This is a genomic window from Streptomyces sp. CBMA29, from assembly GCF_014596445.1.
Lineage (GTDB): Bacteria > Actinomycetota > Actinomycetes > Streptomycetales > Streptomycetaceae > Actinacidiphila.
The window spans coordinates 16,732-42,984 of sequence record NZ_MECL01000171.1 but is presented as its reverse complement, the minus strand read 5'-3'; the positions used below and the strand labels follow the sequence as shown (position 1 = coordinate 42,984).

28 protein-coding genes and 1 pseudogene are annotated in these 26,253 nt (G+C 71.2%); 17 read left to right on the top strand and 12 right to left on the bottom strand.

Annotated features, from left to right (window positions below; all coding sequences use genetic code 11):
- Both BGM09_RS22595 and BGM09_RS22590 read left to right on the top strand, forming a co-directional pair.
- A pseudogene (locus tag BGM09_RS22595) lies at positions 1 to 202 on the top strand (M56 family peptidase); the annotation flags it as partial.
- A gap of 112 nt (positions 203 to 314) precedes the next feature.
- Positions 315 to 590: a hypothetical protein gene (locus BGM09_RS22590; RefSeq protein WP_188283496.1), complete on the top strand. Its 276-nt coding sequence runs from the start codon at positions 315 to 317 to the stop codon at positions 588 to 590.
- 56 nt (positions 591 to 646) lie between these two features.
- Here BGM09_RS22590 and BGM09_RS22585 read toward each other — a convergent pair whose 3' ends face one another.
- Together BGM09_RS22585 and BGM09_RS22580 are read right to left on the bottom strand one after the other, a co-directional pair.
- Positions 647 to 1,828, bottom strand: a complete 1,182-nt coding sequence (locus tag BGM09_RS22585; protein WP_188283495.1) for an MFS transporter — start codon at positions 1,826 to 1,828, stop codon at positions 647 to 649.
- Positions 1,829 to 1,872: 44 nt separating this feature from the next.
- Positions 1,873 to 2,082: a DUF397 domain-containing protein gene (locus BGM09_RS22580; RefSeq protein WP_188283500.1), complete on the bottom strand. Its 210-nt coding sequence runs from the start codon at positions 2,080 to 2,082 to the stop codon at positions 1,873 to 1,875.
- A 180-nt stretch (positions 2,083 to 2,262) separates the two neighbouring features.
- Here BGM09_RS22580 and BGM09_RS22575 point away from each other — a divergent pair, with 180 nt between their 5' ends.
- Positions 2,263 to 2,676: a hypothetical protein gene (locus BGM09_RS22575; RefSeq protein ID WP_188283494.1), complete on the top strand. Its 414-nt coding sequence runs from the start codon at positions 2,263 to 2,265 to the stop codon at positions 2,674 to 2,676.
- Entirely contained in the window at positions 2,673 to 4,958 is a 2,286-nt protein-coding gene (locus BGM09_RS22570) for a tetratricopeptide repeat protein (protein WP_188283493.1), read from the top strand. The genes BGM09_RS22575 and BGM09_RS22570 overlap by 4 nt, the downstream gene beginning before the upstream one ends.
- Here the strand turns inward: BGM09_RS22570 and BGM09_RS22565 are convergent.
- Both BGM09_RS22565 and BGM09_RS22560 read right to left on the bottom strand, forming a co-directional pair.
- The gene (locus BGM09_RS22565) at positions 4,872 to 5,639 is read right to left on the bottom strand and encodes an ATP-binding protein (protein ID WP_188283492.1); all 768 of its coding nucleotides are present in this window, start codon (positions 5,637 to 5,639) and stop codon (positions 4,872 to 4,874) included. The genes BGM09_RS22570 and BGM09_RS22565 overlap by 87 nt on opposite strands.
- Positions 5,636 to 5,989: a hypothetical protein gene (locus tag BGM09_RS22560; protein WP_188283491.1), complete on the bottom strand. Its 354-nt coding sequence runs from the start codon at positions 5,987 to 5,989 to the stop codon at positions 5,636 to 5,638. Before BGM09_RS22560 ends, BGM09_RS22565 begins: the two co-directional genes overlap by 4 nt.
- A 218-nt stretch (positions 5,990 to 6,207) precedes the next feature.
- On the opposite strand from BGM09_RS22560, the gene BGM09_RS22555 reads away from it, so the two are divergent.
- The 5 genes from BGM09_RS22555 (at position 6,208) to BGM09_RS22535 (ending at position 8,154) form a co-directional block, all read left to right on the top strand.
- Positions 6,208 to 7,092: a helix-turn-helix domain-containing protein gene (locus tag BGM09_RS22555; RefSeq protein ID WP_188283490.1), complete on the top strand. Its 885-nt coding sequence runs from the start codon at positions 6,208 to 6,210 to the stop codon at positions 7,090 to 7,092.
- A complete protein-coding gene (locus tag BGM09_RS22550) occupies positions 7,089 to 7,292 on the top strand; it encodes a DUF397 domain-containing protein (RefSeq protein ID WP_188283489.1) in 204 nt (67 codons plus the stop codon). Before BGM09_RS22555 ends, BGM09_RS22550 begins: the two co-directional genes overlap by 4 nt.
- A gap of 107 nt (positions 7,293 to 7,399) precedes the next feature.
- A complete protein-coding gene (locus tag BGM09_RS22545; RefSeq protein WP_188283488.1) occupies positions 7,400 to 7,606 on the top strand; it encodes a DUF397 domain-containing protein in 207 nt (68 codons plus the stop codon).
- Between the two features lie 31 nt (positions 7,607 to 7,637).
- On the top strand, positions 7,638 to 7,841 hold the full coding sequence (locus BGM09_RS22540; protein WP_188283487.1) for a DUF397 domain-containing protein: 204 nt from the start codon (positions 7,638 to 7,640) through the stop codon (positions 7,839 to 7,841).
- Positions 7,842 to 7,947: 106 nt separating this feature from the next.
- Positions 7,948 to 8,154 carry a DUF397 domain-containing protein gene (locus BGM09_RS22535; protein WP_188283486.1) on the top strand — a complete coding sequence of 69 codons (207 nt, stop codon included), beginning with the start codon at positions 7,948 to 7,950 and terminating at the stop codon, positions 8,152 to 8,154.
- 70 nt (positions 8,155 to 8,224) lie between these two features.
- Here BGM09_RS22535 and BGM09_RS22530 read toward each other — a convergent pair whose 3' ends face one another.
- A complete protein-coding gene (locus BGM09_RS22530) occupies positions 8,225 to 9,484 on the bottom strand; it encodes a GH25 family lysozyme (RefSeq protein WP_188283485.1) in 1,260 nt (419 codons plus the stop codon).
- Positions 9,485 to 9,795: 311 nt separating this feature from the next.
- Here BGM09_RS22530 and BGM09_RS22525 point away from each other — a divergent pair, with 311 nt between their 5' ends.
- Positions 9,796 to 10,854, top strand: a complete 1,059-nt coding sequence (locus tag BGM09_RS22525; RefSeq protein ID WP_188283484.1) for a DUF2786 domain-containing protein — start codon at positions 9,796 to 9,798, stop codon at positions 10,852 to 10,854.
- 129 nt (positions 10,855 to 10,983) lie between these two features.
- Positions 10,984 to 11,823, top strand: coding sequence for a hypothetical protein (locus BGM09_RS22520; RefSeq protein WP_188283483.1), 840 nt, complete (start codon positions 10,984 to 10,986; stop codon positions 11,821 to 11,823).
- A 74-nt stretch (positions 11,824 to 11,897) separates the two neighbouring features.
- On the opposite strand, the gene BGM09_RS22515 is transcribed toward BGM09_RS22520, so the two are convergent.
- Together BGM09_RS22515 and BGM09_RS22510 are read right to left on the bottom strand one after the other, a co-directional pair.
- Positions 11,898 to 12,938: a rod shape-determining protein gene (locus BGM09_RS22515; protein WP_188283482.1), complete on the bottom strand. Its 1,041-nt coding sequence runs from the start codon at positions 12,936 to 12,938 to the stop codon at positions 11,898 to 11,900.
- The gene (locus BGM09_RS22510) at positions 12,935 to 13,426 is read right to left on the bottom strand and encodes a hypothetical protein (RefSeq protein WP_188283481.1); all 492 of its coding nucleotides are present in this window, start codon (positions 13,424 to 13,426) and stop codon (positions 12,935 to 12,937) included. Before BGM09_RS22510 ends, BGM09_RS22515 begins: the two co-directional genes overlap by 4 nt.
- A gap of 271 nt (positions 13,427 to 13,697) precedes the next feature.
- Here BGM09_RS22510 and helR point away from each other — a divergent pair, with 271 nt between their 5' ends.
- Positions 13,698 to 15,977, top strand: a complete 2,280-nt coding sequence (gene helR / locus BGM09_RS22505) for an RNA polymerase recycling motor ATPase HelR (RefSeq protein ID WP_188283480.1) — start codon at positions 13,698 to 13,700, stop codon at positions 15,975 to 15,977.
- Between the two features lie 186 nt (positions 15,978 to 16,163).
- On the opposite strand, the gene BGM09_RS22500 is transcribed toward helR, so the two are convergent.
- The gene (locus BGM09_RS22500) at positions 16,164 to 16,391 is read right to left on the bottom strand and encodes a dodecin (RefSeq protein ID WP_188283479.1); all 228 of its coding nucleotides are present in this window, start codon (positions 16,389 to 16,391) and stop codon (positions 16,164 to 16,166) included.
- Between the two features lie 143 nt (positions 16,392 to 16,534).
- Between BGM09_RS22500 and BGM09_RS37935 the strand changes: the two genes are divergently transcribed.
- Together BGM09_RS37935 and BGM09_RS37930 are read left to right on the top strand one after the other, a co-directional pair.
- Positions 16,535 to 17,002, top strand: a complete 468-nt coding sequence (locus BGM09_RS37935) for a hypothetical protein (protein ID WP_223187430.1) — start codon at positions 16,535 to 16,537, stop codon at positions 17,000 to 17,002.
- Position 17,003: 1 nt separating this feature from the next.
- Entirely contained in the window at positions 17,004 to 17,657 is a 654-nt protein-coding gene (locus tag BGM09_RS37930) for a PP2C family protein-serine/threonine phosphatase (RefSeq protein WP_317452838.1), read from the top strand.
- A 64-nt stretch (positions 17,658 to 17,721) separates the two neighbouring features.
- On the opposite strand, the gene BGM09_RS22490 is transcribed toward BGM09_RS37930, so the two are convergent.
- From BGM09_RS22490 to BGM09_RS22480, 3 genes are all read right to left on the bottom strand, one after another.
- Positions 17,722 to 19,122 (bottom strand): glutamate decarboxylase, encoded by a 1,401-nt coding sequence (locus BGM09_RS22490; RefSeq protein ID WP_188283478.1) that lies wholly within the window; start codon positions 19,120 to 19,122, stop codon positions 17,722 to 17,724.
- Between the two features lie 466 nt (positions 19,123 to 19,588).
- Positions 19,589 to 19,954: a YbjQ family protein gene (locus BGM09_RS22485; protein ID WP_188283477.1), complete on the bottom strand. Its 366-nt coding sequence runs from the start codon at positions 19,952 to 19,954 to the stop codon at positions 19,589 to 19,591.
- A gap of 55 nt (positions 19,955 to 20,009) precedes the next feature.
- Positions 20,010 to 21,419 (bottom strand): ABC transporter ATP-binding protein, encoded by a 1,410-nt coding sequence (locus BGM09_RS22480; RefSeq protein ID WP_188283476.1) that lies wholly within the window; start codon positions 21,417 to 21,419, stop codon positions 20,010 to 20,012.
- A gap of 165 nt (positions 21,420 to 21,584) precedes the next feature.
- Between BGM09_RS22480 and BGM09_RS22475 the strand changes: the two genes are divergently transcribed.
- Together BGM09_RS22475 and BGM09_RS22470 are read left to right on the top strand one after the other, a co-directional pair.
- Positions 21,585 to 22,331 (top strand): DedA family protein, encoded by a 747-nt coding sequence (locus tag BGM09_RS22475; protein ID WP_188283475.1) that lies wholly within the window; start codon positions 21,585 to 21,587, stop codon positions 22,329 to 22,331.
- 114 nt (positions 22,332 to 22,445) lie between these two features.
- A complete protein-coding gene (locus BGM09_RS22470; protein WP_317452837.1) occupies positions 22,446 to 24,014 on the top strand; it encodes a threonine/serine exporter family protein in 1,569 nt (522 codons plus the stop codon).
- Positions 24,015 to 24,107: 93 nt separating this feature from the next.
- Here BGM09_RS22470 and BGM09_RS22465 read toward each other — a convergent pair whose 3' ends face one another.
- The gene (locus BGM09_RS22465) at positions 24,108 to 24,602 is read right to left on the bottom strand and encodes an inorganic diphosphatase (protein ID WP_188283474.1); all 495 of its coding nucleotides are present in this window, start codon (positions 24,600 to 24,602) and stop codon (positions 24,108 to 24,110) included.
- 87 nt (positions 24,603 to 24,689) lie between these two features.
- Here BGM09_RS22465 and dacB point away from each other — a divergent pair, with 87 nt between their 5' ends.
- Positions 24,690 to 26,114, top strand: coding sequence for a D-alanyl-D-alanine carboxypeptidase/D-alanyl-D-alanine-endopeptidase (gene dacB, locus BGM09_RS22460; protein ID WP_188283473.1), 1,425 nt, complete (start codon positions 24,690 to 24,692; stop codon positions 26,112 to 26,114).
- The last annotated feature ends 139 nt before the right edge of the window (positions 26,115 to 26,253 follow it).

Sequence of the window (26,253 nt, the reverse complement as noted above, 5' to 3'; positions counted from 1 at the left end):
CCTCCCCGCCGCCACCGGGCCCGTACCGCGCCGCGTCGCCGCCCTCCTGGCCCACCCCCCGACCACCCCCCACCTGCGCGCCCGCGCCCCCCGCGCCATAGCCCTCGTCCTCGCCTCCTGCCTCGCCCTCTCCGCCGCCAGCGCCTTCCAGGCCGCCCACGACCTCCACGGCTCGATCGAGGTCGCCCAGGGCGAGCGCTGACCGCGCCCCGCCGGGGAACGGCGTTGGCGGGGGCCGGAGTTGGTGCCGGAGCCGGTCGAGCACCTACGCCGCACGCCACCGACAGCGCGTACCCGGACGCGAGGCACGAGGCGTGTTCCCCTACCAGAGCCTCCCGGACATCTACGAGTTCTGCTGTGAGCGGCTTGACGAGGTCCGCGCTGAAGGCGGCCAGGAAGATGCCCACGCTCGCGAGCGCCTGGAGAGCGGCGTGCACGCTCTCCGTGCCCTGGACCCCGACGCCTGGTGGCAAGCCGAGGCTGACATCCGAGAGATAGCCGGTCGCTTCGAGGCCCACCCCGAGTACGCGGCGCTTGGACTCGACGGTGACGAGGAGGGTGAGTGGGACGAGGACGAAGGGGATGAGTGAGCGGGCGCGAACCGGTCACCGCTCACCGGATTAATGAAGTGTGCACTTCGGTCCGGTCAGTTGGGCGGTCGCCATGGCCGCAGCCCCATCGCAGCTACCAACAGCAGTACGGCGGCGCCCCACATCGGTGCGCGCAGGCCAGCTTCGCGGGCGACGAGGCCGCCTGTCAGGGCGCCCAGCCCCGCGGCTCCGACGCCGAAGAGGCGGAATGCGGAAACCACCCGTCCGAGGAGATCGTCGGGTGTGAGCGCCTGCCGTGCGGAGCCCGCCGCGACGCTGGTGAGGGTGGAGGCGGCGCCCAGTATCGCGAGGAAGCCTCCTGCGGCGAAGGCGTTGGGGACGGCGGCGATGCCGCTCCAGGCGAGGGCTTGCAACGCGCTGGCGATGGCCATCATCTGCCGGTAGCTGAGCGGGCGGGTCAGTGGGGCGGCACGCCAGCCCGCGGCGATTCCGCCGAGGGCCGCGACCGCGAGCAGGAGTCCGTAACCGGCCGTCGCGACATGCAGGTTGCTGGTCGCGTACAGCACGAACGTCGCCATGGAGAGGTTGTAGGCGAAGTTGTACGCAGCCATGCTCGCCGCGAGCGTGCGCAAGTCGGGGGTCGTGCGCAAGTGGTGGAGTCCGGCACGGATCGCCGTGATGAGCGACGCGGTCTGCTGCGTGCTGGGGGCCATCTTCGGTAGGCGGGTGATGCAAGCGGCCGAACACACGAAGGAAGCGGCATCGGCCGCGAAGGGCACGGCGGCGCTGAGCGCGAAGGCGCCGGAGCCGAGTGGCGGTCCGGCCAACGAACGCCCGACGGTGTCGATGGCCCAGTAGCGCCCGTTCACTTTGGTGAGTGATTCCTTGTTGCGGCCGACCAGAAGCGGGATGACGGCTTGTGAGGAGGCGTCGAAGAAACACTGCGCGACACCGACGATCAGGATCGTCGCGGCGAGCAGCGGCAGCCTGGCGTGACCACTCACCACGACCACGGCGAGAGCACCCAGGACCACGGCGCGCAGAAGGTCGGCCGTGATCATGACGGTCCGGCGCGGCCAGCGGTCGGCGAGTGCCCCGGCGGGCAGGCCGACGAGCAGCCAGGGGAGGTAGAAGGCGGCCGTGACCGTAGAAATCGCCAGCGGGTTACGGGTGAGGGAAGCCGCCAACAGCGGGGCTGCGGCCATGAAGGCACCGTCACCGGTGACGGAGATTCCGGTGGAGGCAAGCAGCGGACCGACCCGGCCGACTGTGGTCACGGGTGAATCCGCTACGCTGGTCGCACGGTCCTGCGGGCTCGCGCTCAGGTCGTGCTCTCCTCGGCCTCGAAATCGCCCCCGCGCACACCGTCCAGAAAGGAAGTCCATGCCGAGCGGCTGAAGGAGAGTATGGGCCCGGTGCCGCGTTGCTTGGTGTCGCGGACGCCGATCGAGGGGGTGTTCAGCGCGACTTCAACGCATCCTGTGTCACCGCTGTTGTTGCTCTTGCGCCACAGGGCGGTCTCGAAGTTCATGTCGGCCACAACTGCCTCCGCCTTGGGGTGATGGCGAGCTTCACCACACAACCCGACCGGGCCGCGGCACGCAAGGTAGTCAATAGGGCGATTGTGAGCCAATATCGCCAGGCGCCCGGTCCAGGACATCGCGAACTGGTGGACTGGGTGCAGCGGAGTCACGTCGCAGTGGAGGGTTGGATGGATCCGGAGATCGCTGCGCTGGCCGGCACGGCGGGAACCACGGTGGTCACGCTGATGGCTAGCGATGCCTGGCAGCGCACCCGCGAGGGACTTGTCGCCATGTGGCGGCGGGTCCACCCCGATCGCGCGGATGCCGTCGACGCCGAACTGGAGGCAACGCGAGCGGACCTGATTGCGGCCCGTGCCGCCCACGACGACCAATCCGAAGACGAGCTGCGCGCTGAATGGCAGGGACGGCTCCGCAGGCTGCTGGCCGCCGACCCTGCCGTGGCCGATCAACTGCGGCTCTTGCTGGAGGATGTCAGCCCGCAGGTTCCGGCCGATGTCCCGGGGGTTCGGATGAGGGCGACCGCGACCGGACACGGCCGGGTGTATCAGGCGGCCCGCGATCAGCACATCACCGAGGCGTGAACCCGGCAGGCTCGGACGACTTCCCGGCGTCCAGCACCTCCGTCGAAGGCCAGGCGTCCGACCAGGGCCGCGTCTACCAGGCGGCCCGCGATCAGCTGATTACCGAGCATCATCACCACTACCCACAGCCCACCACAGGTGGCCGCTGGCCGGGGCCGGATTCCGTACGTGTCGCCCTGGCCGAAGGGGCCCCGAAGGTCCTCCGCAATCGATCGGGCCTGCGTGCCGCACTCACTGCGGCGATCGGCGAGGGCCACGGCATCCACGTCGTCCATGGCATGGGCGGCTGCGGAAAGACCACGCTTGCACACTGGGCCTTTCAGGAGGCCCTGAACCAGGACCGAGTGGCGCTATGGGTGAGCGCCTCGGACCGAACGACGCTACGCGCGGCGATGCTCGCTGTCGCCGCCGACCGTGGTGCGGCTCCGGGGGAGGTGGCCGCCGCCCAGCTCGGCCAGCGCGCCGCTGCCGACTTGGCGTGGCACTACTTGGACCGCTCCTCCCGACCCTGGCTGCTGGTCATCGACAACGCCGACGAGCCCGGTCTCCTGGAGGAAGGCGGTTGGCTGCGTGCGAGCGCGGCCGGAACAGTCCTGGTCACCTCCCGCCGCTCCACCGCCGCGCTGTGGCGCGACGCCAGGCTGCACCGGCTCGATGTCCTGCCGTTGGACGACGCCGCGCAGGTCTTGTGCGATCTCGCCCCGGACGCGGGAAGCCTCCAGGATGCGAAGTCCGTAGCCCGTCGGCTGGGCTGCCTTCCGCTGGCGTTGAGCCTCGCCGGTTCCTATCTGGCCCACCAACTCCTGGAGTCGTGGACGATGAGCGACTACCACGATCGCCTACAAGACGACGCCGCCGGCCTGATCGACCAAGGCGCACAGACTCGGGACTCCCGGCATCTGGTTTCCCGAACCTGGCAGCTCACTCTCGACAACCTCACTGCTCAAGGTGTGCCCGAGGCCACCACGTTGCTGAGACTCCTGTCCTGTTTCGCCGCGGATCCCCTGCCGTTGACGGTCTTCGCCCGCGGTGCCGTCAGCACAGCCGACCTGGAATCGCTCGAACCCCCTTTACAAGCAGCTCAGTTGGAATCAGCGCTACGAGGTCTGCTGGATCACTCCCTGGCATCCTTGTACGGGGGCTCCGGTGAGGTTCGCTGCATCCAAGTGCACGGCCTCCTGCTGGAAAGCGTGCACGGCGGCATCCCAGCGGCGCTGCGTCCCGGCTACCTACGCGTCGCCACCACCATGCTGCGAGCGGTCGCCCCGACGCAGGACGCCGCGCCCACCGATGTTGAGCAACTCAGGCTCATCACTCCGCACATCACCGCGCTACTGCGACACGTCGATGAGATCACCGTCTCCCCGGCTGTCGGCACTGCCGTGCAGGTCGCCCAATGCGTCCATGAAACAGGCGACTACGCCGCCGCGATCGCCCTCGCGACCCTCGCAGGCGACACCTCCCAACGCCTCCAGGGGGCGGCGCACCCCGACACCCTCACCGCCCGTCATCAGCAGGGTGATTCACTCCGCCGACTGGGCAGACTTTCCGAAGCCGAACAGCTCCTGCGCAGCGTCCACCACGAGCGTACGGCGGTCCTGGGCGGTGAACACCCCGACACCTTGCGCACGGCCGCGCTGCTGAGCCTGCCGCTCTTCCTCCTGGGTCGGCACGACGAAAGCCTGAGGTGCCTCAGCGGCGCTATTGACGGCCAGCGCCGAGTCCTGGGCGACGACCACGTCGACACCCTGAAGAGCCGCGCCCTGAATCTGGAATTCCTCGCCGAAACAGGCCACACCGACGCCTTCGCACGCGAAGGCCCCGACACTGTGGCCAGTTGCGAGCGCACCCTTGGCCACGAACACCCCGTAACCGTCATCGCTTACAGTAATTACGCCTTGGGCCTGCTCCACACTGCCACTCCTGAAGAAGCCGAGGCCGCAGCGTGCCGGGCCGTGGAGGCCCGCGTCCGCCTTCATGGCGCAGACCACCCACTGGTTTACTCCGCCAAGCTGGTCCTCAGTTGGGCCCTGATGCTGGGCGAGCGCTACGAGGAAGCGGTAATCATGATGCGCGAAGCCGTAGCGGGCCGCGAACGCCTCCTCGGACTCGAGCACCCCCTCACGACGAAGGCCCGCATCCTTCTCGCCGAACGCCTCGCCGCAGCCGGCGAACACTCCGAGGCGCAGCAGCTTCTACGCGAGAATCTCACTGCCGCAGAGGGCACGTACGGCGTGGCCGACCCGGACTTGATTCGGGTACGGGCGCTGTACGCCGACTGACCCGCTCCATGGAGGGATTGGGGGCTCTGGGACTTCCAGGCGCAGTCCAGATCCAGTGGCAAGCCCTGGGTTTCGTGGACAGTGGGCCACTTGGCTACCGGGCCCTTGACCACACTCCCGCCTCATCGGTCGGAAGCCGTCTTCGGCGCGCTGCGTGAGCGCGATGTGCACGGGCTCCGGCCCGGAGCCGACCGTGGTCTGCCGCCTGCCCGGATCACGTACCGGCAGCTCGTCCTCGACGAGGAACGGCGGCTGCGCCGGTTCCGTGAGCGTCAGTTCGGACCAGACGATCTTGCCGCCGACCGCGGGGCGGTGGACGCCCCACCGCGTGCTCAGCGACGCCACGAGAAAGAGGCCGCGTCCGCCCTCGGCGTCGAGGGTCTGCTCCGGAATGCCGGGCGTCCCGTCGCCCCCGTCCCACACCTCGATGTACAACGCGCGCTCCACGGAACGGAGTTGTACTCCAATGTCCCTGGCCATGGCGTCGGCGCTCTTGACCGCGTTGGTCGCCAGCTCCGAGACCACCAGCTCGGCGATGTCGATCTGATCCGCGACCTGCCAGTCCCCCAGCGTCTTCCGGACGAACTCCCGCGCCAGCCCGACCGACCCGAACGCCGCCTTCAGCGTGGCGCGGGCGACGCGTTGGCCTCGCGGCGCGGGTGGCGTTGGCGGCGTAGTCATCGCGGACCCACCGCCTCGAACACCTCGGCGTTGGCGGTGTGCACGACGTACGCCCACAGGTGCTCCTGGAGCAGAGAGCTGTCACCGAAGTGCTCGACGGACGGCACGACCACCATGCGGTCGCCGTTGCGCTTCAGCTCTTCGACCAGCTCGGTCAGCACGGCGATGCTGCCTTCCTCTAACTCCTGGTAGACGGCCGCCAGGTCGTAACCCTCCACCTGCGCCCACCGGAAGAGCCGCAGCTCGTCCCTCATGACCTCGTCCTCCGGCGTGCTGTCGTACGCCCGCATGTAGCCGTAGATGGGCGGCCTGCCCTTTACGTCTCGGGCAGGGGGAGCGAGTGGTTGCATGGCGAAGCCGCCTTCCCTGGTGCTGGAAACCGGGGGTGATCGGCATGCGGCTGAAGGCCCGTGCCACCAACCCGGCGTAGTACGAGCCAAACACCGGGGTCTCTCAATGTGCAAGGCTTCAGCTTGCGATCACCCCTGCGGGTGGCCACCATTGCGATGCCACGGCACAGGTGCTTGCATATCGAGGGAACGCGCACCATCAAAATGAGGGAGGGTGGATGGCGGACGGAATGGGCGGGTCAACCGTGCCCCGGCGTCAACTGGGGCGCTACCTGAGGGAATTGCGCGGCAAGGCGCGAATGACGGTCAAGGTGGCGGCGGAAGCCTTGGAGTGGTCGGAGGCGAAGATCTGGCGGATTGAGACGGGCCAGACATCGCTTCGTAGCCACGACGTTGAGACCATGGGCCGTGTCTACGGAGCGGGCGACGACCTCACGGCCGCGCTCATGGCGCTCGCCAAGGAGACGAAGGCCAAGGGGTGGTGGCACAGTTACGGCGACGTCATCCCGGCGTGGCTCGACGTGTACATCAGCTTGGAAGAGTCGGCTACCGCACTGTCCATCTACCACTCAGAGTTGGTGCCAGGGCTTCTTCAGACCGATGACTACGCCCGGACGCTGATTCAGACAGACCACCCGGAACTGACCGAGCAGGATATCGAGCGACGAGTTCAACTCCGCATCGAGCGGCAGGCACTCCTCACCCGGGTGACCGACCCGCCCGGTCTGGGGGTGGTGCTGAACGAAGCGGTGATCCGGCGGCCGATCGGCAGCGAGCAGATCATGGCTGACCAACTGGCCCACCTGCTTGAGGTGGGCGAACTGCCCAACCTGGCGGTGCGGGTGATGCCGTTTGCGCTCGGCATGCATCACGGCGTCACTTCCGGTCCCTTCATCATGCTGGAGTTCCCGATCAACGGCACTGGGATGCCGACCGAGCCGACCACCATCTACATCGAAGGGCATGTCGGAGCCCTTTACCTCGAGAAGCCGCACGAAGTGGAACGGTACGAGCAGGCGTTCAACCACATCCAGCGCACCTCGCTAAGCGAGGCCGCAAGTAAGAAGTTCATCGCTGACGCTGTTAGGGAGTGGCGCAAGTGAGTAACGGCGATCTGACCACGGCGACGTGGTTCAAGTCGAGCTATAGCAACGGCACCGGCGAGTGTGTCGAGATAGCGTTCGTCGGTGAGGCGGTCGCGATGCGCGACAGTAAGAACCCGACCGGTCCGGCGCTGGTGTTCGCGCCGGGTGAGTTCGGTGCGTTCGTGCGGGGCGTCATGGACGGCGAGTTCGGCGAGTAGTGGCGGCAGCACGCGTGCCGCATGGCATCAACAGCGTCCGACGTCCAAGTGGGCCGGGCGCTGTTGTGCTTCAGGGCAACTGGCCTACCAGTAAGGGGGTTACGGCAGTGAAGAGTTCAGAGCTGACGGGCGTGGTGTGGCGTAAGTCCAGCCGTTCGCAGAACAACGGTCAGTGTGTAGAGGTCGCCTTCCTGGGCGACCGCCGGGTCGCGATGCGCGACAGCAAGAACCCGACCGGTCCGGCGCTGGTGTTCGCGCCGGGTGAGTTCGGTGCGTTCGTGCAGGGCATCGCAGACGGCGAATTCGGCGAGTAGCGGCGCGCATGCCGTAAAAGGAGTGGTCCAAGTGAGCGACGGCGATCTGACCACGGCGACGTGGTTCAAGTCGAGCTACAGCAACGGCCAAGGCGAGTGCGTCGAGATAGCGTTCGTCGGTGAGGCTGTCGCCATGCGCGACAGTAAGAACCCGGCCGGTCCGGCGCTGGTGTTCGCGCCGGGTGAGTTCGGTGCGTTCGTGCGGGGCGTTATGGACGGCGAGTTCGGCGAGTAGTGGCGGTAGCACGCGTGCCGCACGGCATCAACAGCGTCTGACGTCCAAGTGGGTCGGGCGCTGTTGTGCTTCAGGTCACCCAAGTGGCAAGGGAGCTACAGCAATGATGAGTTCAGAGCTGACGGGCGTGGTGTGGCGTAAGTCCAGCCGTTCGCAGAACAACGGTCAGTGCGTAGAGGTCGCCCTCCTTGGCGACCGCCGGGTCGCGATGCGCGACAGTAAGAACCCGACCGGTCCGGCCTTGCTCTTCACGCCGGGTGAGTTCGGTGCGTTCGTGCGGGGCGTCGCGGACGGCGAGTTCGGCGGGCGGTAGAGAGTGAGCGCGGCACCCCGGTCGCAGAAAAGCGCGGATCGGGGTGCCGGGTGCTTGCGGGAGGTTCGGGTCAGGAGACTAGGGCCTGCCAGGTGTTGGGGCCGACGACGCCGTCCGCGGAGAGGCTGTGGGCGGACTGGAAGGAGCGGACGGCGGTGTTCGTGCCGGCGCCGAAGGAGCCGTCGACGGCCAGGGACGAGCCGTGGGCGTTGAGCTGGCTCTGGACGGCCTGGACCGCGGCGCCCGACGAGCCCTGCTGCACGGTGACGATCAGGGCCTGCCAGGTGTTGGGGCCGACGACGCCGTCGGCGGTGAGGCCGTGGGCGGACTGGAAGGAGCGGACGGCGGTGTTCGTACCGGCGCCGAAGGAGCCGTCGACGGCCAGCGACGAGCCGTGCGCGTTGAGCAGGTACTGGACCGTCTTGACGCGCTCGCCGCTCGCGCCCTGCTGGACGGTCGGCCAACTCGTGGTCGGCGGCGGGTTGTAGCCGCTGCCCTTGGCGAAGTTCTGGAGGTCGGCGAGGGAACCGTTGAAGGTGTCCTGGTCACCGGGGAAGGTGCCGGAGTCGGCGTACTGCCAGATCGTCTGGGCCGACCAGCCGGCCGGCAGCGCGCCGGGGCTGCTGGTGTAACGGGCCACCCACAGCGGATTGGTGGCGCCGAAGCCGCTGTTGTTGCCGGTGCACGAGGTCCACCAGTCGGTGGTGGTGTAGATCGTCGGGTAGCGCCCGGTCTTGGTGCGCACCTCGTTGCTGAAGTCCCGGATCCAGCTCACCATCGCGCTTTGGCTCAGCCCGTAGCAGGTGGCCCCGTACGGGTTGTACTCGATGTCCAGCGCGGGCGGCAGCGTCTTGCCGTCGGCGCTCCAGCCGCCTCCGTGGCCGACGAACCAGTCGGCCTGTGCCGTACCGCTCGAATTGTTCGGCAGCGCGAAGTGGTAGGCGCCGCGGATCAGCCCGGCGTTGGAGGAGCCGGTGTACTGCTGGGAGAAGTTCGGGCTCGTGTACGTGGTGCCTTCGGTGGCCTTGACGTAGGCGAAGGCGGCGCCCTTGCTCTTGACGGACGCCCAGTCGACGTTGCCCTGGTAGCCGCTGACGTCAAGACCGGCCGGACCCGTACTGACGGCCGCCTGCGCGGACGCCGACATCGTTCCCGTGCTCAGATGCGCAAGTCCTGATCCGGCGTGGTCCTGATCCGGGTGCGTCATACGGGTCGGGGTGCCGCGGCCGTCGGCGGCGGGGCTCGACGCCGAGGCGGTGCCCGGCAGCGCGAGCAGGGTCACGGCGGCGGCCAGCAGCCCGGCCGCGCGCGCGAGGGTGGATGCGGACATGATGCTCCCAGGGGTGTGGGTGTTGCGTGTGGGGGGGGGTGGGGGATGGGGGGACACGCTGTGGCGCGCTCGGGCCGGGTCGCCGCGGTGCGGTCGCCGCGGTGCGGTCATCGACGTTCGGCGGTGGGAGAACGTCAACTCCTCTGCGCGCAGGCTGTGTCAACGCGCGTAAACCTAGGGGCCTGTTGGCATGACCGCAACAGTTTCTGCCGCCTCGGCGCTCATGAGAAGGATCACGGCCCAGCCCGTGAACCGGCAGCCCGGGGAGGGCTGGCGAAGCGGCGCCCGGCCGCGTCGGCGACGATAGGTCCGTGGACGAGTTCGAGCGGGCGTATGCGGAGGCGGTGGCGTCCGGCGCGGGCGAGGCGGCCGGGGACGAGGCGGCCGTGGACGCGGCGGCGTCGGTGCTGGCCGCCGCCGGTGAGCGGTGGGAGAGCGCGGCCGGGACGCTGGCCGGGCGGGTGGTGCGCGAGTGCGGGGCGCGCGGGTGGGAGCCGCGGGACCTCGTACGGATGGCGGGGCGGGAACTCGACGCGCGGCACGAGCGGTTGGCGCGGGCGGTGGGCGACGGCGGCCAGCCCTTTCTGGCCGCCTTCGCCCGGACCGAGCGGCTCGACAGATTCAGTACGGCGACGGCTCTCGTGGAACTGCTCTGCCTCTACGGGCGGCTGCCCCGCATCACCCCCTTGACGCCGGGCCCCGCGTCGGCGCCCCCGGCCGGCGGCCCGCACTCCAAGATGCTCGCCCGCATCCGCGCGCTGCTGGCGAAGGCCGAGTCCACCGGCTTCCCCGAGGAGGCCGAGGCGCTGTCGGCGAAGGCCCAGCACCTGATGGCCAGGCACAGCATCGACGAGGCGCTGGTCGCCGTGTCCGGTGGCGTACCCGGCGACGGCCCCGGCGCGTGCCGGATCGGGGTGGACCGCCCCTACGAGGGCGCGAAGGCCCTGCTGCTGGACGCCGTCGCGGCGGCGAACCGCTGCCAGGCGGTGTGGGCGGCCGACTTCGGCTTCTCGACTGTGGTCGGTTTCGCGACCGACCTGGAGGCCGTCGAACTCCTCTACACCTCGCTGCTCGTCCAGGCCGACCACGCCCTGCGCGGCGGCACCTCGCGCTCGCGTGACTTCCGGGAGTCCTTCCTGATCGGTTACGCGGGCCGCGTCCGCGAACGGCTGGCCGCCGCCACCCGCGACGCCCAGGCCGAGACCGCCACCCCGTCCGCCGACCTGCTGCCCGTCCTCGCCGCCCGCGAGGTCGACGTACGCGACGCGACCCGCCGCATGTTCCCCTCCACCACCACCTCGCGCCTCAAGGGCCGCGACGCCGAGGGCTGGCGCCACGGCGAGGCAGCGGCCGACCGCGCCCGCTTCTGACCCGGCCCCGCGTGCGGGGTTACGCGGAGACGGTCCGCCGCTGACCGCTGACGGGCCGGCCGGTGCAACTGGCCGGGGGGCGGGGGGCGTCTTGGGGTGAGAGGGCGGGCGGGATCACCGGGGGGTGGCATGAGCGGGTGGGTGCCGGACGGGGTGGCGGACTGGCTGCGGGGGAGGGACCCGGCGCCGGGCGGGTCGAGGACGACAGGGCCGAAGCCTTGGCTGCGGGCCGACGCACCGGGAGCGTGTCCCGTACCGGAGAAACAGCGGGCCTGGACCGAGCGGTGGCTGCGGTGGTGTGCCGAGGAGTTCGGGCCCGCGACGCCGCGCCGTGAGATCGCGCTCCCGGGCTTCGTCCCCGCGGACTTCACCGGTACGCGGGAGCGGGTCGAGCCGCTGGTGCGACGGATCGGTGCGGTGATGGGCGCGGACGTCTCCGGTATCCGTGTGCTGCTGGTGGACTCCCCGGAGCAGGCCCCGGGCGGGCGGCACACGGTTGGTGAGTACCGCAAGGTGCTCGGCCGGGCGGTGATCGAACTCGACCGTGGTGTGGCCGCGCGGCCCGACGCGTTCGCGGGGCTCGTCGCCCACGAGCTGGCGCACGCCCGGCTGGTCGGCGAGCGGCGCACGGTCGCGCTGGGCATCTCCCACGCCGAGGAGGAACGGCTCACCGACCTGGTGACCGTCCACCTCGGCATGGGCGTCCTGACGGCCAACGCCGCGGACGACTACGTGAAGGCGGCCGGGTACTCGGTGCTGCCGGTCGGCGATCTCACCGACCGGATGCTCACCGGCCGCAGGGACGAGCCCTGGCAGCGGATGGGATACCTGAGCCCGGGGGAGTACGGCTACGCCCTCGCCTGCTGGAGCACGATGCGCGGCGAGACCGACCCGCCCTGGACCCGGCATCTGAGGGCGAGCGTGCGGGACACCCTCGTACGGGGTCTGGCGTACCGGACCGCGCGCTGACCCCCGGCGCCTCCGGAGAGGGCACCCCCCGTGGGGGAGGGCACCCCGGAGCAGAGGGTGCCCTCGCGCGCGGCCTAGACCGTCAGGGGGTCCAGGACCATGGGGCGGACGCGGCCCTCGATCATGGCGCCGAGGCCCTGGACGGCGACCGTGTCGGGGCGGGGGGCGATGTGGACGGGCATGCCGGTGGCCTGGCCGAGCATGAGGTCGAGGCCGGGCATGAGGGCGCTGCCGCCGGCCAGCATGATGCCCCGGTCGGCGAGGTCGGCGACCAGGTCGGGCGGGCAGGCGCGCAGCACGGTGGTGATGGCGTCGAGCACGGAGGTGAGCGGGGTGCGCATCGCGTGGCGCACGCCCTCGGTCTCGACGAGGACGGAGCGGGCGAGGCCGCTGACGACGTCGCGGCCGTGGACCTCGGTGGTGACGGTCCCGCCGGTGCCGGGGGAGCCGAGCATCTGGTGCAGCGGCCGTACCGACTGGCTGGGCAGCATCAGCTCGTGGTGGTTGCGCAGGTGCTGGACGACGGCGCGGTCGATGGCGTCACCGCCGACCGGCACCGTCTCCGCGGCCACGATGGACCCCAGCGACAGGACGGCGACCTGCGTCGTACCGGCGCCGCACACCACGATCATCGTGGCCTCGGGGTGTTCGACGGGCAGCCCGCAGCCGACCGCCGCGGCGATCAGCGTGTCCACCAGCTCGACCTTGCGCGCGCCGAGCCCGTACAGCGTCTCGATGGCCGCGCGCCGCGCGATCGGCTCGCTGCCGTGCGGCATGCACACCGCGGCGCGCAGCACCGGCATCCGCCGCCACCGCCTGCCGAGCTTGTCGCCGAGCACGTGCTTGAGCATGCGCCGCGCCATCTCGATGTCGACGACCGCGCCGCCCGCGACCGGCCTGGCCACCCGGATGTGCCCGGGGGTGCGCCCGGCCATCTGCTCGGCGCGCTCGCCGACCGCGATCAGGGCGCCGGTGCGCACGTCGACCGCGGCCACGCTCGGCTCGTCGGCGACGACGCCGACGTTGCGGACGTAGACGCGGGTACGGGCGGCGCCGATGTCGACGGCGACCGTGCAGCGGCGGAGCTGTTCCAGCGTGGGACTCGTGTACGTCACAGCCGCCCCCCGGCGCTCGTCGGGGCGCCGTGCCGCCCGCTGCCGTGGTGGGCCGGTTCGTACGTGGCCAGCGCCCAGATGATGAAGATGTCGATGGCGATCATGACCACGGCCCAGACCGGCTGGTACGGCAGGAACATGAAATTCGCCACCAGGTTGAGCCCGGCGATCAGGATGCCGCCCCAGCGCGCCCAGGCGGAACCGGCCAGCAGGCCGAAGCCGACGAGGACGGCGACCACGCCGAGCGCCAGGTGGATCCAGCCCCAGGACGTGACGTCGAACTGGTAGACGTAGTCCCGCGTGGAGACGTACACCGAGTTCTTCCTGATGCCGACGATCCCCTCCAGGATCGCCAGCGCGCCGCCGAACACCAGCATCATCCCGGCGAAGACGGTGCCCCCGGCGGCCCACGCGGACTCCCGGGGGGTGGGCGGCGGGGGTGTGTACCCCGGCGGGGGCGACGGCGGGGTGGGCGTCTCCTGGCTCATGCGGGCTCCCGAGAATGCGTCAGCGTCCACGGCGGGGGCCGAATCCGGCTATGACCCGCCTTAATGACAAAAGGATCTGACGCTCTGTCGGATACGGCGACCGGTGATACGCCGAACGGGGTGCCCGGGGAGAAAACAAAAAAGGAAAGAAGCCGCCCGCTCCTTTCCACTCTCAACTTATAGCGCACAGGGGGCCTTGCGGCAAGGCCCCCCTCGTGCCGCACAATCGCTCACCGAAGCCCACCACCTGGGGAAACGGGAGATTCACGCAGTGCGTACGACCAGTAAGGCCACCCCTGGAACCAGCGGCGGGAGCCGCCGCGCCTTCGACCTTCCCGACCGCCTTTCCGCCAAAGCCGACCCGGCCCTGATCGCCGCCGACGAAAAGCACTTCGCCGCCATCGCGGAGAGCCTGGAGCGGACCGTCGCGGAGATCTCCGCCCGCCTGGACGACGTCCGCAGGGCGCCCGGCGGCATCGGCCGGGCCGCGATGGACCGCGACCAGGAGGTGCACCGGCTCACCGCCCGTCTGCGCGCGCTGCGCCGCTTCGGCCTCGACCTGTGCCTCGGGCACATCGTCGAAGCGGACGGCGCGGACAGCGCGGACGGCGCGGGAGCTACGTACATCGGCCGCCTCGGCCTGACCGACAGCACCGGCCGCAGGCTGCTGCTCGACTGGCGCGCCCCGGCCGCCGAGCCCTTCTTCGCCGCGACGCACGCCCGGCCGATGGGCCTGGCGAGCCGCCGCCGCTACCGCTGGACCGGCGGCCGGATCAGCGACTACTGGGACGAGGTCTTCACCGCGGACGGCCTGGAGGTCACCGCCGACGGGCTCAGGCACCGCGCGGCCCTGGACGACCAGTCCGCCTTCATCGCCAGCCTCGGCGCCAATCGCTCGGCCCGGATGCGCGACGTGCTCGGCACCATCCAGGCCGACCAGGACGCCGTCATCCGCGCGGGCTCGCGCGGCGCCCTCGTGGTCGACGGCGGCCCCGGTACGGGCAAGACCGTCGTCGCGCTGCACCGCTCGGCGTACCTGCTCTACTCCGACCCGCGCCTGGGCCACCGCCGCGGCGGTGTGCTCTTCGTCGGCCCGCACGAGCCGTACCTGGGATACGTCGCCGACGTGCTGCCCAGCCTCGGCGAGGAGGGCGTGCGGACCTGCACCCTGCGCGACCTGGTCGCCGAGGGCGCCGACGCGGCGCCCGAGGCCGACCCGGAGGTGGCCCGGCTGAAGTCCACGGCCGACATGGTGCGGGCGATCGAGAAGGCCGTCAGGTTCTACGAGGAGCCGCCCACCGAGGCCCTGACCGTCTCGACGGCCTGGTCGGAGGTACGGGTGAGCGCCGCCGACTGGGCGGAGGCGTTCCGCGCCCCCGGCCCCGGCACCCCGCACAACGAGGCCCGCGAGCAGGTCTGGGAGGAACTGGCCGCGATCCTCAGGGACAAGCAGGGCATGGGCGCGGACGGGGACGACGAGGAGGAGGGCGGTGTCTCGGCGGAGCGGTTTCTGCGCTCGCTGCGCCAGGACCGGGAGCTGGTCACCGCGCTGCACCGCGCGTGGCCGCTGCTCGAACCCACCGACCTCGTCTCCGATCTGTGGACCGTCCCCGCCTACCTGCGCCTGTGCGCGCCCTGGCTCGACGCCGACGAGGTGCGCGCGCTCCAGCGCGAGGACGCCCCGCGGGCCTGGACGGTCGCCGACCTGCCGCTGCTGGACGCGGCGCGGCAGCGGCTCGGCGACCCGGAGGCGGCGCGGCGCAAGCGGCGGCACGACGCCGCCGTGGCCGCGGAGCGCGAGCGGATGTCCCACGTCATCGACGACATCCTCACGGCGGCCGACTTCTCCTCCGCCGGTGACGAGAGCGAGGGCGCGGTACGGATGCTGCGCGGCAAGGACCTCCAGGACAGCCTGATCGACGAGGACGCGCTGCCCGCCGCCGACCCCGACCGGCTCGCGGGACCCTTCGCGCACGTCGTGGTGGACGAGGCGCAGGAGCTGACCGACGCGCAGTGGCAGATGCTGCTGCTGCGCTGCCCGTCCCGCAGCTTCACGATCGTCGGCGACCGTGCCCAGGCCCGGCACGGCTTCACCGAGTCGTGGCGGGAACGCCTGGAGCGCGTCGGCCTCGACCGGATCACCCTGGCCTCGCTGAGCGTCAACTACCGCACGCCCGAGGAGGTCATGGCGGAAGCCGAGCCGGTCATCCGGGCCGCCCTCCCGGACGCCAACGTGCCCACCTCGATCCGCGCCACCGGCGTCCCCGTCACCCACGGCCCGCTCGCCGACCTGGACGCCGTCCTCGACGGCTGGCTCTCCGAGCACGACGAGGGCGTGGCATGCGTCATCGCCGCCGCGGGCTCCGCCGGCTCCTTCCGGGGCTCGCCCCGCGTCCGCTCACTCACCCCCGAGCTGGCCAAGGGCCTCGAATTCGACCTCGTCGTCCTCATCGACCCGCAGTCCTACGGCGACGGCATCGAGGGCGCCGTCGACCGCTACGTGGCCATGACGCGCGCCACCCAGCGGCTCGTCATCCTGACGGGTGGGTGACGTGCCCTCGCGGACCCCACCGCCCCGGGCGGCACGCCGATCTTTTAAGGGGCGCGGGGAACTGCGCGACCAGCCACGTCCGTGGCGCGGGTAAAGAAACCGGCCCAGCGGGGCAGACGCTGTTGTTCTTGGGCCGCAAGCCCGGACGTGGCTGGCCGCGCAGTTCCCCGCGCCCCTGACGGGGCGCTATCCGGCGGAGCCGTCCGTGTCGTCCAGGCGGAAGCCCACCTTCAGCCCCACCTGGTAGTGCTCGACCTCACCGTCCACGATGTGCCCGCGGACCTCGGTGATCTGGAACCAGTCGAGGCCGCGCAGCGTTTGCGCGGCCCGCTTGACGCCGTTGCGGACGGCGGCGTCCACGCCTTCGTGCGAGGTGCCGACGATCTCGGTGACCCGATAGGTGTGCTCGGCCATGACGGACCTTTCCTTCGGAGGTCCCTCCACCGTGCCGCAGACGGGCCCGCCGCGCATCACCGCGGGACGCGCCCGTCCCGTTCCGTCCCGGACGGCTCTTCCGGGGCGCCCCTCTCACCCCGAATCGGGCATATCATCCTCAAGTGGACGAAGTGCGGATGACGACCCCTTGGCCCAACGCGTTGGTGCGCTGGGTCCCGGCCGTCATGATCGTCGGCGGAGTCGTCTTCGACCTCGTCACGCCCAACCCGTACACCGGCGACACCATGCTGGCCGGTGCCTGCGTACTGGCCGGTGCGATCCAGTCCGCCCGGATCGCGATCCTCACCTGCCTGGTCTCGCTGGCGGGCGTCCTCGCGCTGACCATCCACAGCGGCATCATCCGGCAGGGCGCCGGCACCGCGGAGATCATCAATGTGGTGCTCTCCGGCGTCATCGGCCTCGCCGTCAACCAGGCGCTGACCCGTTCGGGGAGGCGGCTCGCCACCGTGAGGGACGTCGCCGAGTCGGCCCAGCGCGCCCTGCTGCCCGACCCGCCCCCCCCGGATCGGCCCGCTCGCCATCGCCGCCCGGTACGAGGCCGCGCAGAGCGGGGCGCGGATCGGCGGTGACGTGTACGCGGCCGAGCAGACCCGCTACGGCGTACGGCTGCTGATCGGCGACGTGCGCGGCAAGGGGATGGGCGCGGTCGCCAGCGTCGCGGTGCTGCTCGGCGCCTTCCGCGAGGCCGCCGACGAGGAACCCGACCTGCCGGGCCTCGCGCGGCGCCTGGACCGGGCGCTGGACCGGGACCGGGAGCGGCGGGACGGCGGCGGAGAGGAGTACCTGGAGGGCTTCACCACCGGGCTGCTGGCCGAGTTCGTCCACAACCCCGACGACCCCGACGAGGTGTGCGACACCCTGCGGCTGCTCAACCGCGGCCACCCGCCGCCGTACCTGCTCGACGGCGGCACCGTACGTACCCTCGAAGCCGCCGCCCCCGACGTGCCGTTCGGCATGAGCGACCTCGGCGGTGTGCGCACGGTGCCCGACGAGGTGGCCTTCCCGCCGGGCGCCACGCTGCTGCTGGTCACCGACGGCGTGACCGAGACCCGCGACCGCGAAGGCGTCTTCTACGACCCCGAGGTCCGGCTCTCCGGCCTCGGCCCGGTGACCGGCCCGCAGCAGGCCGTCGACGTCCTGCTGCGGGACCTGGTCACCTGGACCGGCGGCGCGCCCGTCGCCGACGACCGCGCGGTGCTGGCGGTGAGCCTCAGCCAGCGGTGAGGCCAACGGGCAGGTGCTCGTGCCCGGCCCAGGGCCTGTCCGCCCATGATCCGCCGGACACGCTCTAGTGGTGGAAGGCGGTCGCCACGTTCTCCGGGCGGTTCAGCGGGCGCGGCTGGTGGCGCAGCTCCGGCAGCAGGCGGCCCAGGTCGTCCATCAGCAGGTCCGCCAGGTCCTCGGAGAAACCGTTGCGGCACACGATGCGCAGCACCGCGAGATCCGTGCGGTCGGCCGGATAGGTGTACGCCGGGACCAGCCAGCCGCGTTCGCGCAGCCGCCGCGACACGTCGAAGACGTCGAAGTTCTCCACCCCCGGCGCGGTGGTGAAGGCGAAGACCGGCAACTGGTCACCCGCGCTGACCAGCGTGAAGTCCTCCAGCTCCGCGATCCGCGCCGCCAGCGACATCGCCACGTCCCGGCTGGCCTGCTGCACCGCGCGGTAGCCGTCCCAGCCCAGCCGCAGGAAGGAGTAGTACTGCGCCACGACCTGCGCGCCCGGCCGCGAGAAGTTCAGCGCGAAGGTCGGCATGTCACCGCCGAGGTAGTTCACCCGGAAGACCAGCTCCTCCGGCAGCGCCTCGGCGTCCCGCCACAGGGCCCAGCCCACGCCCGGGTACACCAGACCGTACTTGTGGCCCGAGGTGTTGATCGACGCCACCCGCGGCAGCCGGAAGTCCCACACCAGGTCCTCGTCGAGGAACGGCGCGATCATGGCGCCGGACGCGCCGTCGACGTGCACCGGGATGTGCGTACCGGTCCGCTCCTCGTACGCGTCCAGCGCCGCGCAGATCTCCGCGACCGGCTCGTACGACCCGTCGAAGGTCGAGCCCAGCACGGCCACCACACCGATGGTGTTCTCGTCGCACAGCGCGAGCGCCGACTCCGCGTCCAGGTGCAGCCGGTCGCCCTCCATCGGCGCCAGCCGCGCCTCGACCTCCCAGAACGCGCAGAACTTCTCCCAGCAGACCTGCACGTTCGCGCCCATCACCAGATTGGGCCGCGCGGTCGCCGGGTAGCCGGGCGTGCGCTTCATCCAGCGGCGCTTGAGCGCCATCCCCGCGAGCATGCACGCCTCGGACGAGCCGGTGGTCGAACAGCCGACGACGGAGCCGGGGTCCGGCGCGTTCCACAGGTCGGCGAGGATCGCCACGCAGCGGCGCTCCAGCTCCGCCGTGCGCGGGTACTCGTCCTTGTCGATCATGTTCTTGTCGGCGCACTCCGCCATCAGCACACCGGCCTGCGGCTCCATCCACGTCGTGACGAACGTCGCCAGATTCAGGCGCGAATTGCCGTCCAGCATCAGCTCGTCGTGCACGATCTGGTACGCGGTGTGCGGCGGCATGGGGCCGTCCGCCAGTTTGTGCGTGGGCGGAGCCGTCAATCGGCCGTTGACCGGGTCCGCCTCGCCGAAGAAGGGGTTGACGGCGATGTTGCGGGCGGAGTCCGTGCCTTTGTGCAGTGACATGTCAGCCTTCCGTGGCGAGCCCGGTCCTGCGTGGGCGGGCGTCTTTTCCGACGCCCCCAGCCTGCACCTGGCTGCTCGATCTTTCTCGCCCGCCCGCCCACCCGTGCGGGTGTTTTCTTCGTCTGCGGGTGCCGCTTGTGCCTGGTCGGTGCCGGGCCGGGGTACCTCCTCGAAATGCGTCCACCGCGCCTTGCGCATGCGTCAACTTCTTGTCGACGCATTTCTGCGGGGGCACCCCGGCCCGTCCCCTCCCGGTCCGTCGGCGTCCGCCTGCCCGTGGGGGTGGGCGGGAGGGGGTGGGTGGGGGTGAGGCCGTCGGCGTCCGCCTGCCCGTGGGGGTGGGCGGAAGGGGGGTGGGTGGGGGTGAGGCCGTCGGCGTCCGCCTGTCCGGTGGGGGTGGCGGAGGGGGGTGGGTGGGTTTGGGGGCGTCGGTGTTCGACGGTTTGGTGGGGGACCGGGTTGCCGGCTATTCGCGGGTGAGGACCACGGCGGTGCCGTAGGCGCAGACCTCGGTGCCGAGGTCGGCGGCGTCGGTGACGTCGAAGCGCATCATCAGGACGGCGTTGGCGCCGCGCGCCTTGGCTTGTTCGACGAGGCGTTCCATGGCCTGGTTGCGGGTCTGGACCAGGGTCTTGGTCAGGCCCTTGAGCTCGCCGCCGACCATGGACTTCAGCCCGGCGCCGATCTGACTGCCCAGGTGCCGCGAGCGGACGGTGAGGCCGAAGACCTCACCGATGACCTGCTCGACCCGGAAGCCGGGCACGTCGTTCGTCGTGACGACAATGATCTCGGCGCCCTGCTGCTGGCCGCCGCCGTACTCTTCGATACCCATACCGGCAGCCTGCCCCGCACCTCCCCGCCCCGCACCCGCGAATACGCCGATGCGGCTATTCCAGGCGGGGGGCCTGGACCGGGGCGGGGCAGATGCGCTGGCCCTCGTGGTCGAAGACGTACAGGTGGGCGATGTCCACCAGCAGGGGCACGCGGTCGCCGCGGCGGACGCGGATGTCGGGGCCGGTGCGGACCACGAGGTCGCCGGTCTGGGTCTCGGGCGCGCCCAGGGGGCGGTCCATCACCGTCACCGGAGCGCGGCCGGGCGCGTGGCTGGGCCGCGGCGGGACGCCGCCACCGCCGTTGGAGCCGCCGTCCCGGGCCGGCACCGACGCCTGGATGCGCCGGGCGGCCTTCTGCGCGAGCTTGCCGAGGCTGGTGCCCGAGCCGTTCGCCGCGCGCCGGGCGCCCGAGCGGGACGGCGCCTGCGCGGGCCGCGGGGCCTCCAGTTCGGGGACGACGGCGGGCCGCGACCCGGTGTTGAGGTGCACCAGAGACTCGTGGCCCTGGTACTCCACGTGCTCGACGATCCCGCTCAGCACGACCTCGCCCGCGTGCGCCTGACTCGGCTGCGCGATGCGTACGGCCTCCGAGCGCAGCCCGACGATGATGCGGCGCCCCTGCTGGATGCGGAGCATCTGGTGGTCGAGGCTGAGCGGTTCCGGCATGCCGAGCCGCTGGCGGCCGAAGTCGATCCACATGCCGCCGCCGAGCGGGGCCAGGACCGTCGCCTGGAGGAGGTTGATCCGGGGCGTGCCGACGAAAGCGGCGACGAACACGTTCTCCGGCAGGTGATACGCCTCACGCGGAGTGCTGATCTGCTGGAGGACGCCGCTGCGCATGATCGCGACGCGGTCGCCGAGCGACATGGCCTCGGCCTGGTCGTGGGTCACGTACACCGTCGTGACGCCCATGCCGTGGGTCAGCCGGGCGATCTCGGCGCGCAGATGCGCGCGCAGCTTCGCGTCGAGGTTGGACAGCGGCTCGTCCATGAGGAAGACCGAGGGGTGCCGGGAGATCGCCCGGCCCATCGCGACCCGCTGCCGCTCGCCGCCGGAGAGCTGCCCGGGGTAGCGGTCCAGGATCTCCTCGATGCCGAGGATGCGGGCGGTCTCGTCGACCCGCGGCCCGTGCTCCTCACCGGGCATCTCGAAGCGCAGCGGGAACCCGATGTTCTCCCGGCTGGTCATGCTGGGGTACAGCGCGAAGTTCTGGAACACCATCGCCATCCGGCGGTCGCCGGGTGCGAGGTCGTTGGAGTACTCCCCGTCGAGCAGCAGCTCGCCGGTGGTGATGTCCTCCAGACCCGCGATCATGCGCAGGACCGTGGACTTGCCGCAGCCGGACGGGCCGAGCAGCACCAGGAACTCTCCGGGCGCGATGTCGAGCGAGAACCGGTCCACAGCAGGCGACGGCTGCTTCGGGTAGTACTTGGAAACTTCGTGCAGTGCGATGGCGCGAGTCATAACGGGAGCCGCCAGGTGGTCGGACGCGGTGACGGGGCACGTGGGGGGAGAGATGCCAGACTTGCGAAACTTAGGGTGGTGCGTGGGTGACGCTGCGGAGAAGGTAGTGCACCGACCGCAGGTTGCGGAACGTTTGTATCAACACTGGATTGATAGTTTTGGTCCGTGACGACCATCGCGCTCGGCCCGAGCTGGCTCGACCCGGACCATCTGATCAACACGTACGGCCTGTGGGGCGTACTGCTGATCGTGTTCGCCGAGTCCGGGCTCCTCATCGGTTTCTTCCTGCCCGGAGACTCACTGCTGTTCACGACCGGTCTGCTGGTGGCGACCGGCACACTGCACCAGCCGCTCGCGCTGGTGGCCGCGTTGATCGCGGTGGCGGCGGTGCTCGGCGAACAGGCGGGATATCTGTTCGGCCGCAAGGTCGGACCCTCGCTGTTCAACAGGCCCGACTCCCGCTTGTTCAAGATGGAGAATATCGAGAAGGCACATGCCTTTTTCGAGCGCCATGGACCCAAGGCGATCGTGATGGCCTGCTTCGTGCCCATCGTACGAACGTTCACCCCAATCGTCGCAGGCGTCAGCCGAATGAACTACCGCACCTTTGTCACCTTCAACCTCATCGGCGCGACGCTGTGGGGTGCGGGTGTCACCGTACTCGGATACTGGCTCGGCCAGATCGAATTCGTGAACAAGAACATCGAAGCGATGCTCGTCCTGGTCGTGCTGCTCTCGGTGGTGCCGATCGGCATCGAATACCTGCGGTCGCGCGGCAAGGCGAAAAAGGAATCCGCGATTCCGGGTGCGGGCGACGGTACGGGTGCCGGTACGGGTCCGGCCGCGGGCGGCCCCGAGCCGGTGCCCGCCGCGCCGCGCAGCGCCGGAAGGCACCGCGCACAGAAGCGCTGACCTGCGGGGACCGACGCCACAACGGGGGAACGGGGGGCGTCGGCGGGATTCCCGCGACGCCCAGATTTCACAGGATTCACAGAAACGCGGATTGCGGAAAGGAGAGCACGACCGGTGTCCGACGACGGAAAACCTGAGTCGGACGAGGTCCGCTCCGAATTCACACCCCCCACAGGCACCACATTCCCCCCGGTCGTCACGGGCAGCGCATTCGCCCCGCCGACGGGCACGACAAGCCACACCAGCACCACCGGGAGCATTCCGATGGTCGTCCTGCCGCCCACCGACGCGCGGTGGCAGGACCGGATGCGGGCCATGGTCCGCATCCCCGTCACCGAGCGCCCCGCGCCCGAAACACCCGCGGACCGCCAGGAAACCGCGCACCTGGTCCCCGTACCGCGCGTCCTCGACCTGACCCTGCGCATCGGCGAACTGCTGCTCGCGGGCGGCGAGGGCGCCGAGGACGTCGAGGCGGCGATGCTCGGCGTCAGCTACGCGTACGGACTGGCCCGCGTCGAGCCGAACGTCACCTTCACGCTGCTGGGCATCTCCTTCCAGCCCTCGCTCACCGACCCGCCGCTGACCATGAGCCGCACGGTGCGCCGCCGCGGCACCGACTACACCCGGCTCGCCGCGGTCTTCCAGCTCGTCGAGGAGATCACCGCGCACGAGGCGACGCTGGAGGACGCGTACCGCCGGCTCGCCGAGATCCGCCGCAACCGGCACCCGTACAGCTCCTGGGCGCTCACCGGCGCCGCCGGGCTGCTCGCGGGCGCGGCCAGCGTCCTGGTCGGCGGCGGTCCGGTCATCTTCGCCGCCGCCGCGCTGGCCGCGATGCTCGGCGACCGGCTCGCGTGGCTGCTCGCCGGGCGCGGGCTGCCGGAGTTCTACCAGTTCGCGGCGGCGGCGATGCCCGCCGCCGCGATGGGCGTCCTCATCGACCGGTACGCGCACTGGATTCCCGGCGCCAACGGCGTCCAGGCGTCGGCGGTGATCACCGGCGGGCTCTTCGCGCTGCTGCCGGGCCGCGCGCTGGTCGCCGCCGTCCAGGACGGCCTCACCGGCTTCTACATCACCGCGTCCGCCCGGCTGCTGGAGGTGATGTACCTCGTCGTCGGCATCGTCATCGGCGTCACCGTCATCCTCTACGCGGGCTTCACCACCCTCGGCGCCGACCTCAACCCCGACCAGGCGCTGCGCGCGTACGACCACCCGTGGGTGCAACTGCTGGCCGCGATGGTGCTGACCCTCGCCTTCGCGGTGCTGCTCCAGTGCGAGCGCGGTGTGCTGCCGCTGGTCACCCTCAACGGCGGCATCGCCTGGACGGTCTACGGCGTCCTGCACCAGCAGGCGGGCGGGAACCAGGTCGCGGCCACCGCCGCCGCGGCCGGACTCGTCGGCCTGTTCGGCCAGTTGATGGCCCGCTACCGGTACGTGTCCGTGCTGCCCTACGTCACCGCCGCGATCGGCCCGCTGCTGCCCGGGTCCGCCACGTACTTCGGGCTGCTCGCCCTCACCCACAACCACTCCGACCAGGCGTTCACCCTGCTCACCCGGGCCGCCGCCCTCGCCCTGGCCATCGCCGTCGGCGTCAACCTCGGCGGCGAGCTGGCCCGCCTGGTCCTCAAGCCGCCGGGCCCGGCCGCCCCGCGCGGCGCGGCCAAACGCACCCGCGGCTTCTGACCCCACGCGGACAGGGCGCGGACGGAAAACGCCGGGCGGCCGGCACGTCATCAGCGACGTGCCGGCCGCCCGGCGTTCAGGGGCGGCGGGGCTTCAGTGGCCCGGCCCCTGCTCCTTCAGACGGCGGAAGGACTCCTCGATCTCCGTCTCGGCCTCGGTGCGGCCGACCCAGTTGGCGCCCTCGACGGACTTGCCGGGCTCAAGGTCCTTGTAGACCTCGAAGAAGTGCTGGATCTCCAGCCGGTCGAACTCGCTGACGTGGTGAATGTCACGCAGGTGCTCCACGCGCGGGTCCGACGCGGGCACGCACAGCACCTTGTCGTCGCCGCCGGCCTCGTCCGTCATACGGAACATGCCGATCGCCCGGCACGTGATGAGGCAGCCGGGGAAGGTCGGCTCGTCCAGGATGACCAGCGCGTCCAGCGGGTCGCCGTCCTGGCCGAGGGTGTTCTCGATGAAGCCGTAGTCGGCCGGGTAACTGGTCGAGGTGAAGAGCCTGCGGTCCAGGCGGATACGACCGGTCTCGTGGTCCACCTCGTACTTGTTCCGCGAACCCTTCGGGATCTCGATCGTGACGTCGAACTCCAAGGCCCTACTCCTCCATGATCAGCGCATACTGCGGGTGATTAAGTGTCTCCCACGCATGTGGGTGGTCGCGAAAGGGGCTGGTCGGGGGTGCCGCACGGCAGGACGTGGCAGGTCGTGGCGGGGTCGGCCGCGATAGGTCTGGCGGTGGCGGCCGGGGCGGTGGCCGCGGCGGGCCCGTGGGACGCAGGCCAGCGTACGGCCGAGCGCGGGCACGCGGCCGACCGGGACCGTGTGCTCTCCGCCACCGGACCGCACTCCGCGCCGCGTTCGCCCGCGCCGACGCCGACCGTCACCCCGCCCGCGCCGTCCGCCGCGCCCGTACTGGCCCCGGTGCCCGCCGCCGCACCCGGTACGGGCAAGGGCTCGACCGCCGGTACGCCGCCGGACCCGGCCGCCCTCAAGGCCCTCCTCGACCCCCTGATGAACGCCGACGGGCTCGGCGCCGTACGCACCGGGACCGTCATCGACGTGGCCACCGGGACCGTCCTGTACGACCACCGGGCCGGCACGCCGTCCACCCCCGCCTCCACCACCAAGCTCGCCACCGCGACGGCCGCGCTCGGCACGCTCGGGCCCGGCCGCCGCCTGACCACGACCGTGGTGGTCACCGCGGCCGGCCGGGTCGTCCTGGTCGGCGGCGGCGACCCGACCCTCGAACTCGGCGGGCTCGCCGACGACACCGCCGCCGCGCTCACGGCGCGCGGCACGACGTCCGTACGGCTCGGCTACGACACGTCGCTCTTCAGCGGCACCGCGCTCCACCCCATCGGGCCCAACGAGAACCTCGCGCCGGTCACCGCGCTCATGGTCCGCGAGGGGCGGCTCGACCGCAGTACGAGCGGGCCCTCGCAGCGCGCCGACGACCCGGCCGAGTCGGCCGCCGACGCCTTCGCGGACCTGCTGCGGGACCGGGGGATCAGGGTCAAGGGCGAGGCGGCGCCGGCCAGCGGGCGCGGGGGCACGCGACTGGCGGCCCATCAGTCCGCGCCGCTGTCGGAACTGGTGGAGCGGATGCTGACCGACAGCGACAACGACGTGGCCGAGGCGCTGGCCCGGCATGTGGCCCGCGCGCTCGGGCGGCCCGCCAGCTTCGCCGGGGCGGCGGGCGCCATTCCCGACGCCCTGCGGCGGCTCGGGGTGCCGCTCGCCGGTGCGGCCTTCCACGACGGGAGCGGGCTCGACGGGGACGACGCGCTGTCGGCCACCACGCTGGCGCGGATCCTCGCGCTCGCGGCGAGTCCCGCGCATCCCGAGATGCGGTCCGTTCTGACCGGGCTGCCGGTCGCCGGATTCACCGGCACGCTCGCCGACCGCTTCCGGGGCGGTGCGGGTGCCGGGGTGGTCCACGCCAAGACCGGGACGCTCACCGGGACCAACACGATCGCCGGCACCGCCGTGTCCCCCACGGGGCGGCTCCTCGCCTTCGCGTTCCTCACCCACGGCACCGATTCGCCTGACGGCGCGCAGAAAGCCCTCGACCACCTCGCCGCCGCCCTCACCACCCACCCCTAGCCCGCGTCCCCGATGTCCTCAAACGCCGGACGGGCTGAATCGGTGCTTCCAGAGGCAAAACCAGAGGCAGAAACAGCTCCGCTGGCGTGTGAGGCGGCGTGAGCCGGAGGGGAACCTGTTGGCGGGGGAGCCCAAAGCG

Bases quoted from the DNA above. Each gene is read 5' to 3' on its own strand.
- BGM09_RS22555 (WP_188283490.1), top strand. From the start codon at position 6,208: ATGGCGGACGGAATGGGCGGGTCAACCGTGCCCCGGCGTCAACTGGGG.
- BGM09_RS22520 (WP_188283483.1), top strand. From the start codon at position 10,984: ATGAGCGGGTGGGTGCCGGACGGGGTGGCGGACTGGCTGCGGGGGAGG.
- BGM09_RS22500 (WP_188283479.1), bottom strand. From the start codon at position 16,391: ATGGCCGAGCACACCTATCGGGTCACCGAGATCGTCGGCACCTCGCAC.
- BGM09_RS22485 (WP_188283477.1), bottom strand. From the start codon at position 19,954: ATGGGTATCGAAGAGTACGGCGGCGGCCAGCAGCAGGGCGCCGAGATC.
- BGM09_RS22490 (WP_188283478.1), bottom strand. From the start codon at position 19,122: ATGTCACTGCACAAAGGCACGGACTCCGCCCGCAACATCGCCGTCAAC.
- BGM09_RS22510 (WP_188283481.1), bottom strand. From the start codon at position 13,426: ATGAGCCAGGAGACGCCCACCCCGCCGTCGCCCCCGCCGGGGTACACA.
- BGM09_RS22580 (WP_188283500.1), bottom strand. From the start codon at position 2,082: ATGAACTTCGAGACCGCCCTGTGGCGCAAGAGCAACAACAGCGGTGAC.
- BGM09_RS22565 (WP_188283492.1), bottom strand. From the start codon at position 5,639: ATGACTACGCCGCCAACGCCACCCGCGCCGCGAGGCCAACGCGTCGCC.
- BGM09_RS22560 (WP_188283491.1), bottom strand. From the start codon at position 5,989: ATGCAACCACTCGCTCCCCCTGCCCGAGACGTAAAGGGCAGGCCGCCC.
- BGM09_RS22575 (WP_188283494.1), top strand. From the start codon at position 2,263: ATGGATCCGGAGATCGCTGCGCTGGCCGGCACGGCGGGAACCACGGTG.
- BGM09_RS22530 (WP_188283485.1), bottom strand. From the start codon at position 9,484: ATGTCCGCATCCACCCTCGCGCGCGCGGCCGGGCTGCTGGCCGCCGCC.
- BGM09_RS22480 (WP_188283476.1), bottom strand. From the start codon at position 21,419: ATGACTCGCGCCATCGCACTGCACGAAGTTTCCAAGTACTACCCGAAG.
- BGM09_RS22535 (WP_188283486.1), top strand. From the start codon at position 7,948: ATGAGTTCAGAGCTGACGGGCGTGGTGTGGCGTAAGTCCAGCCGTTCG.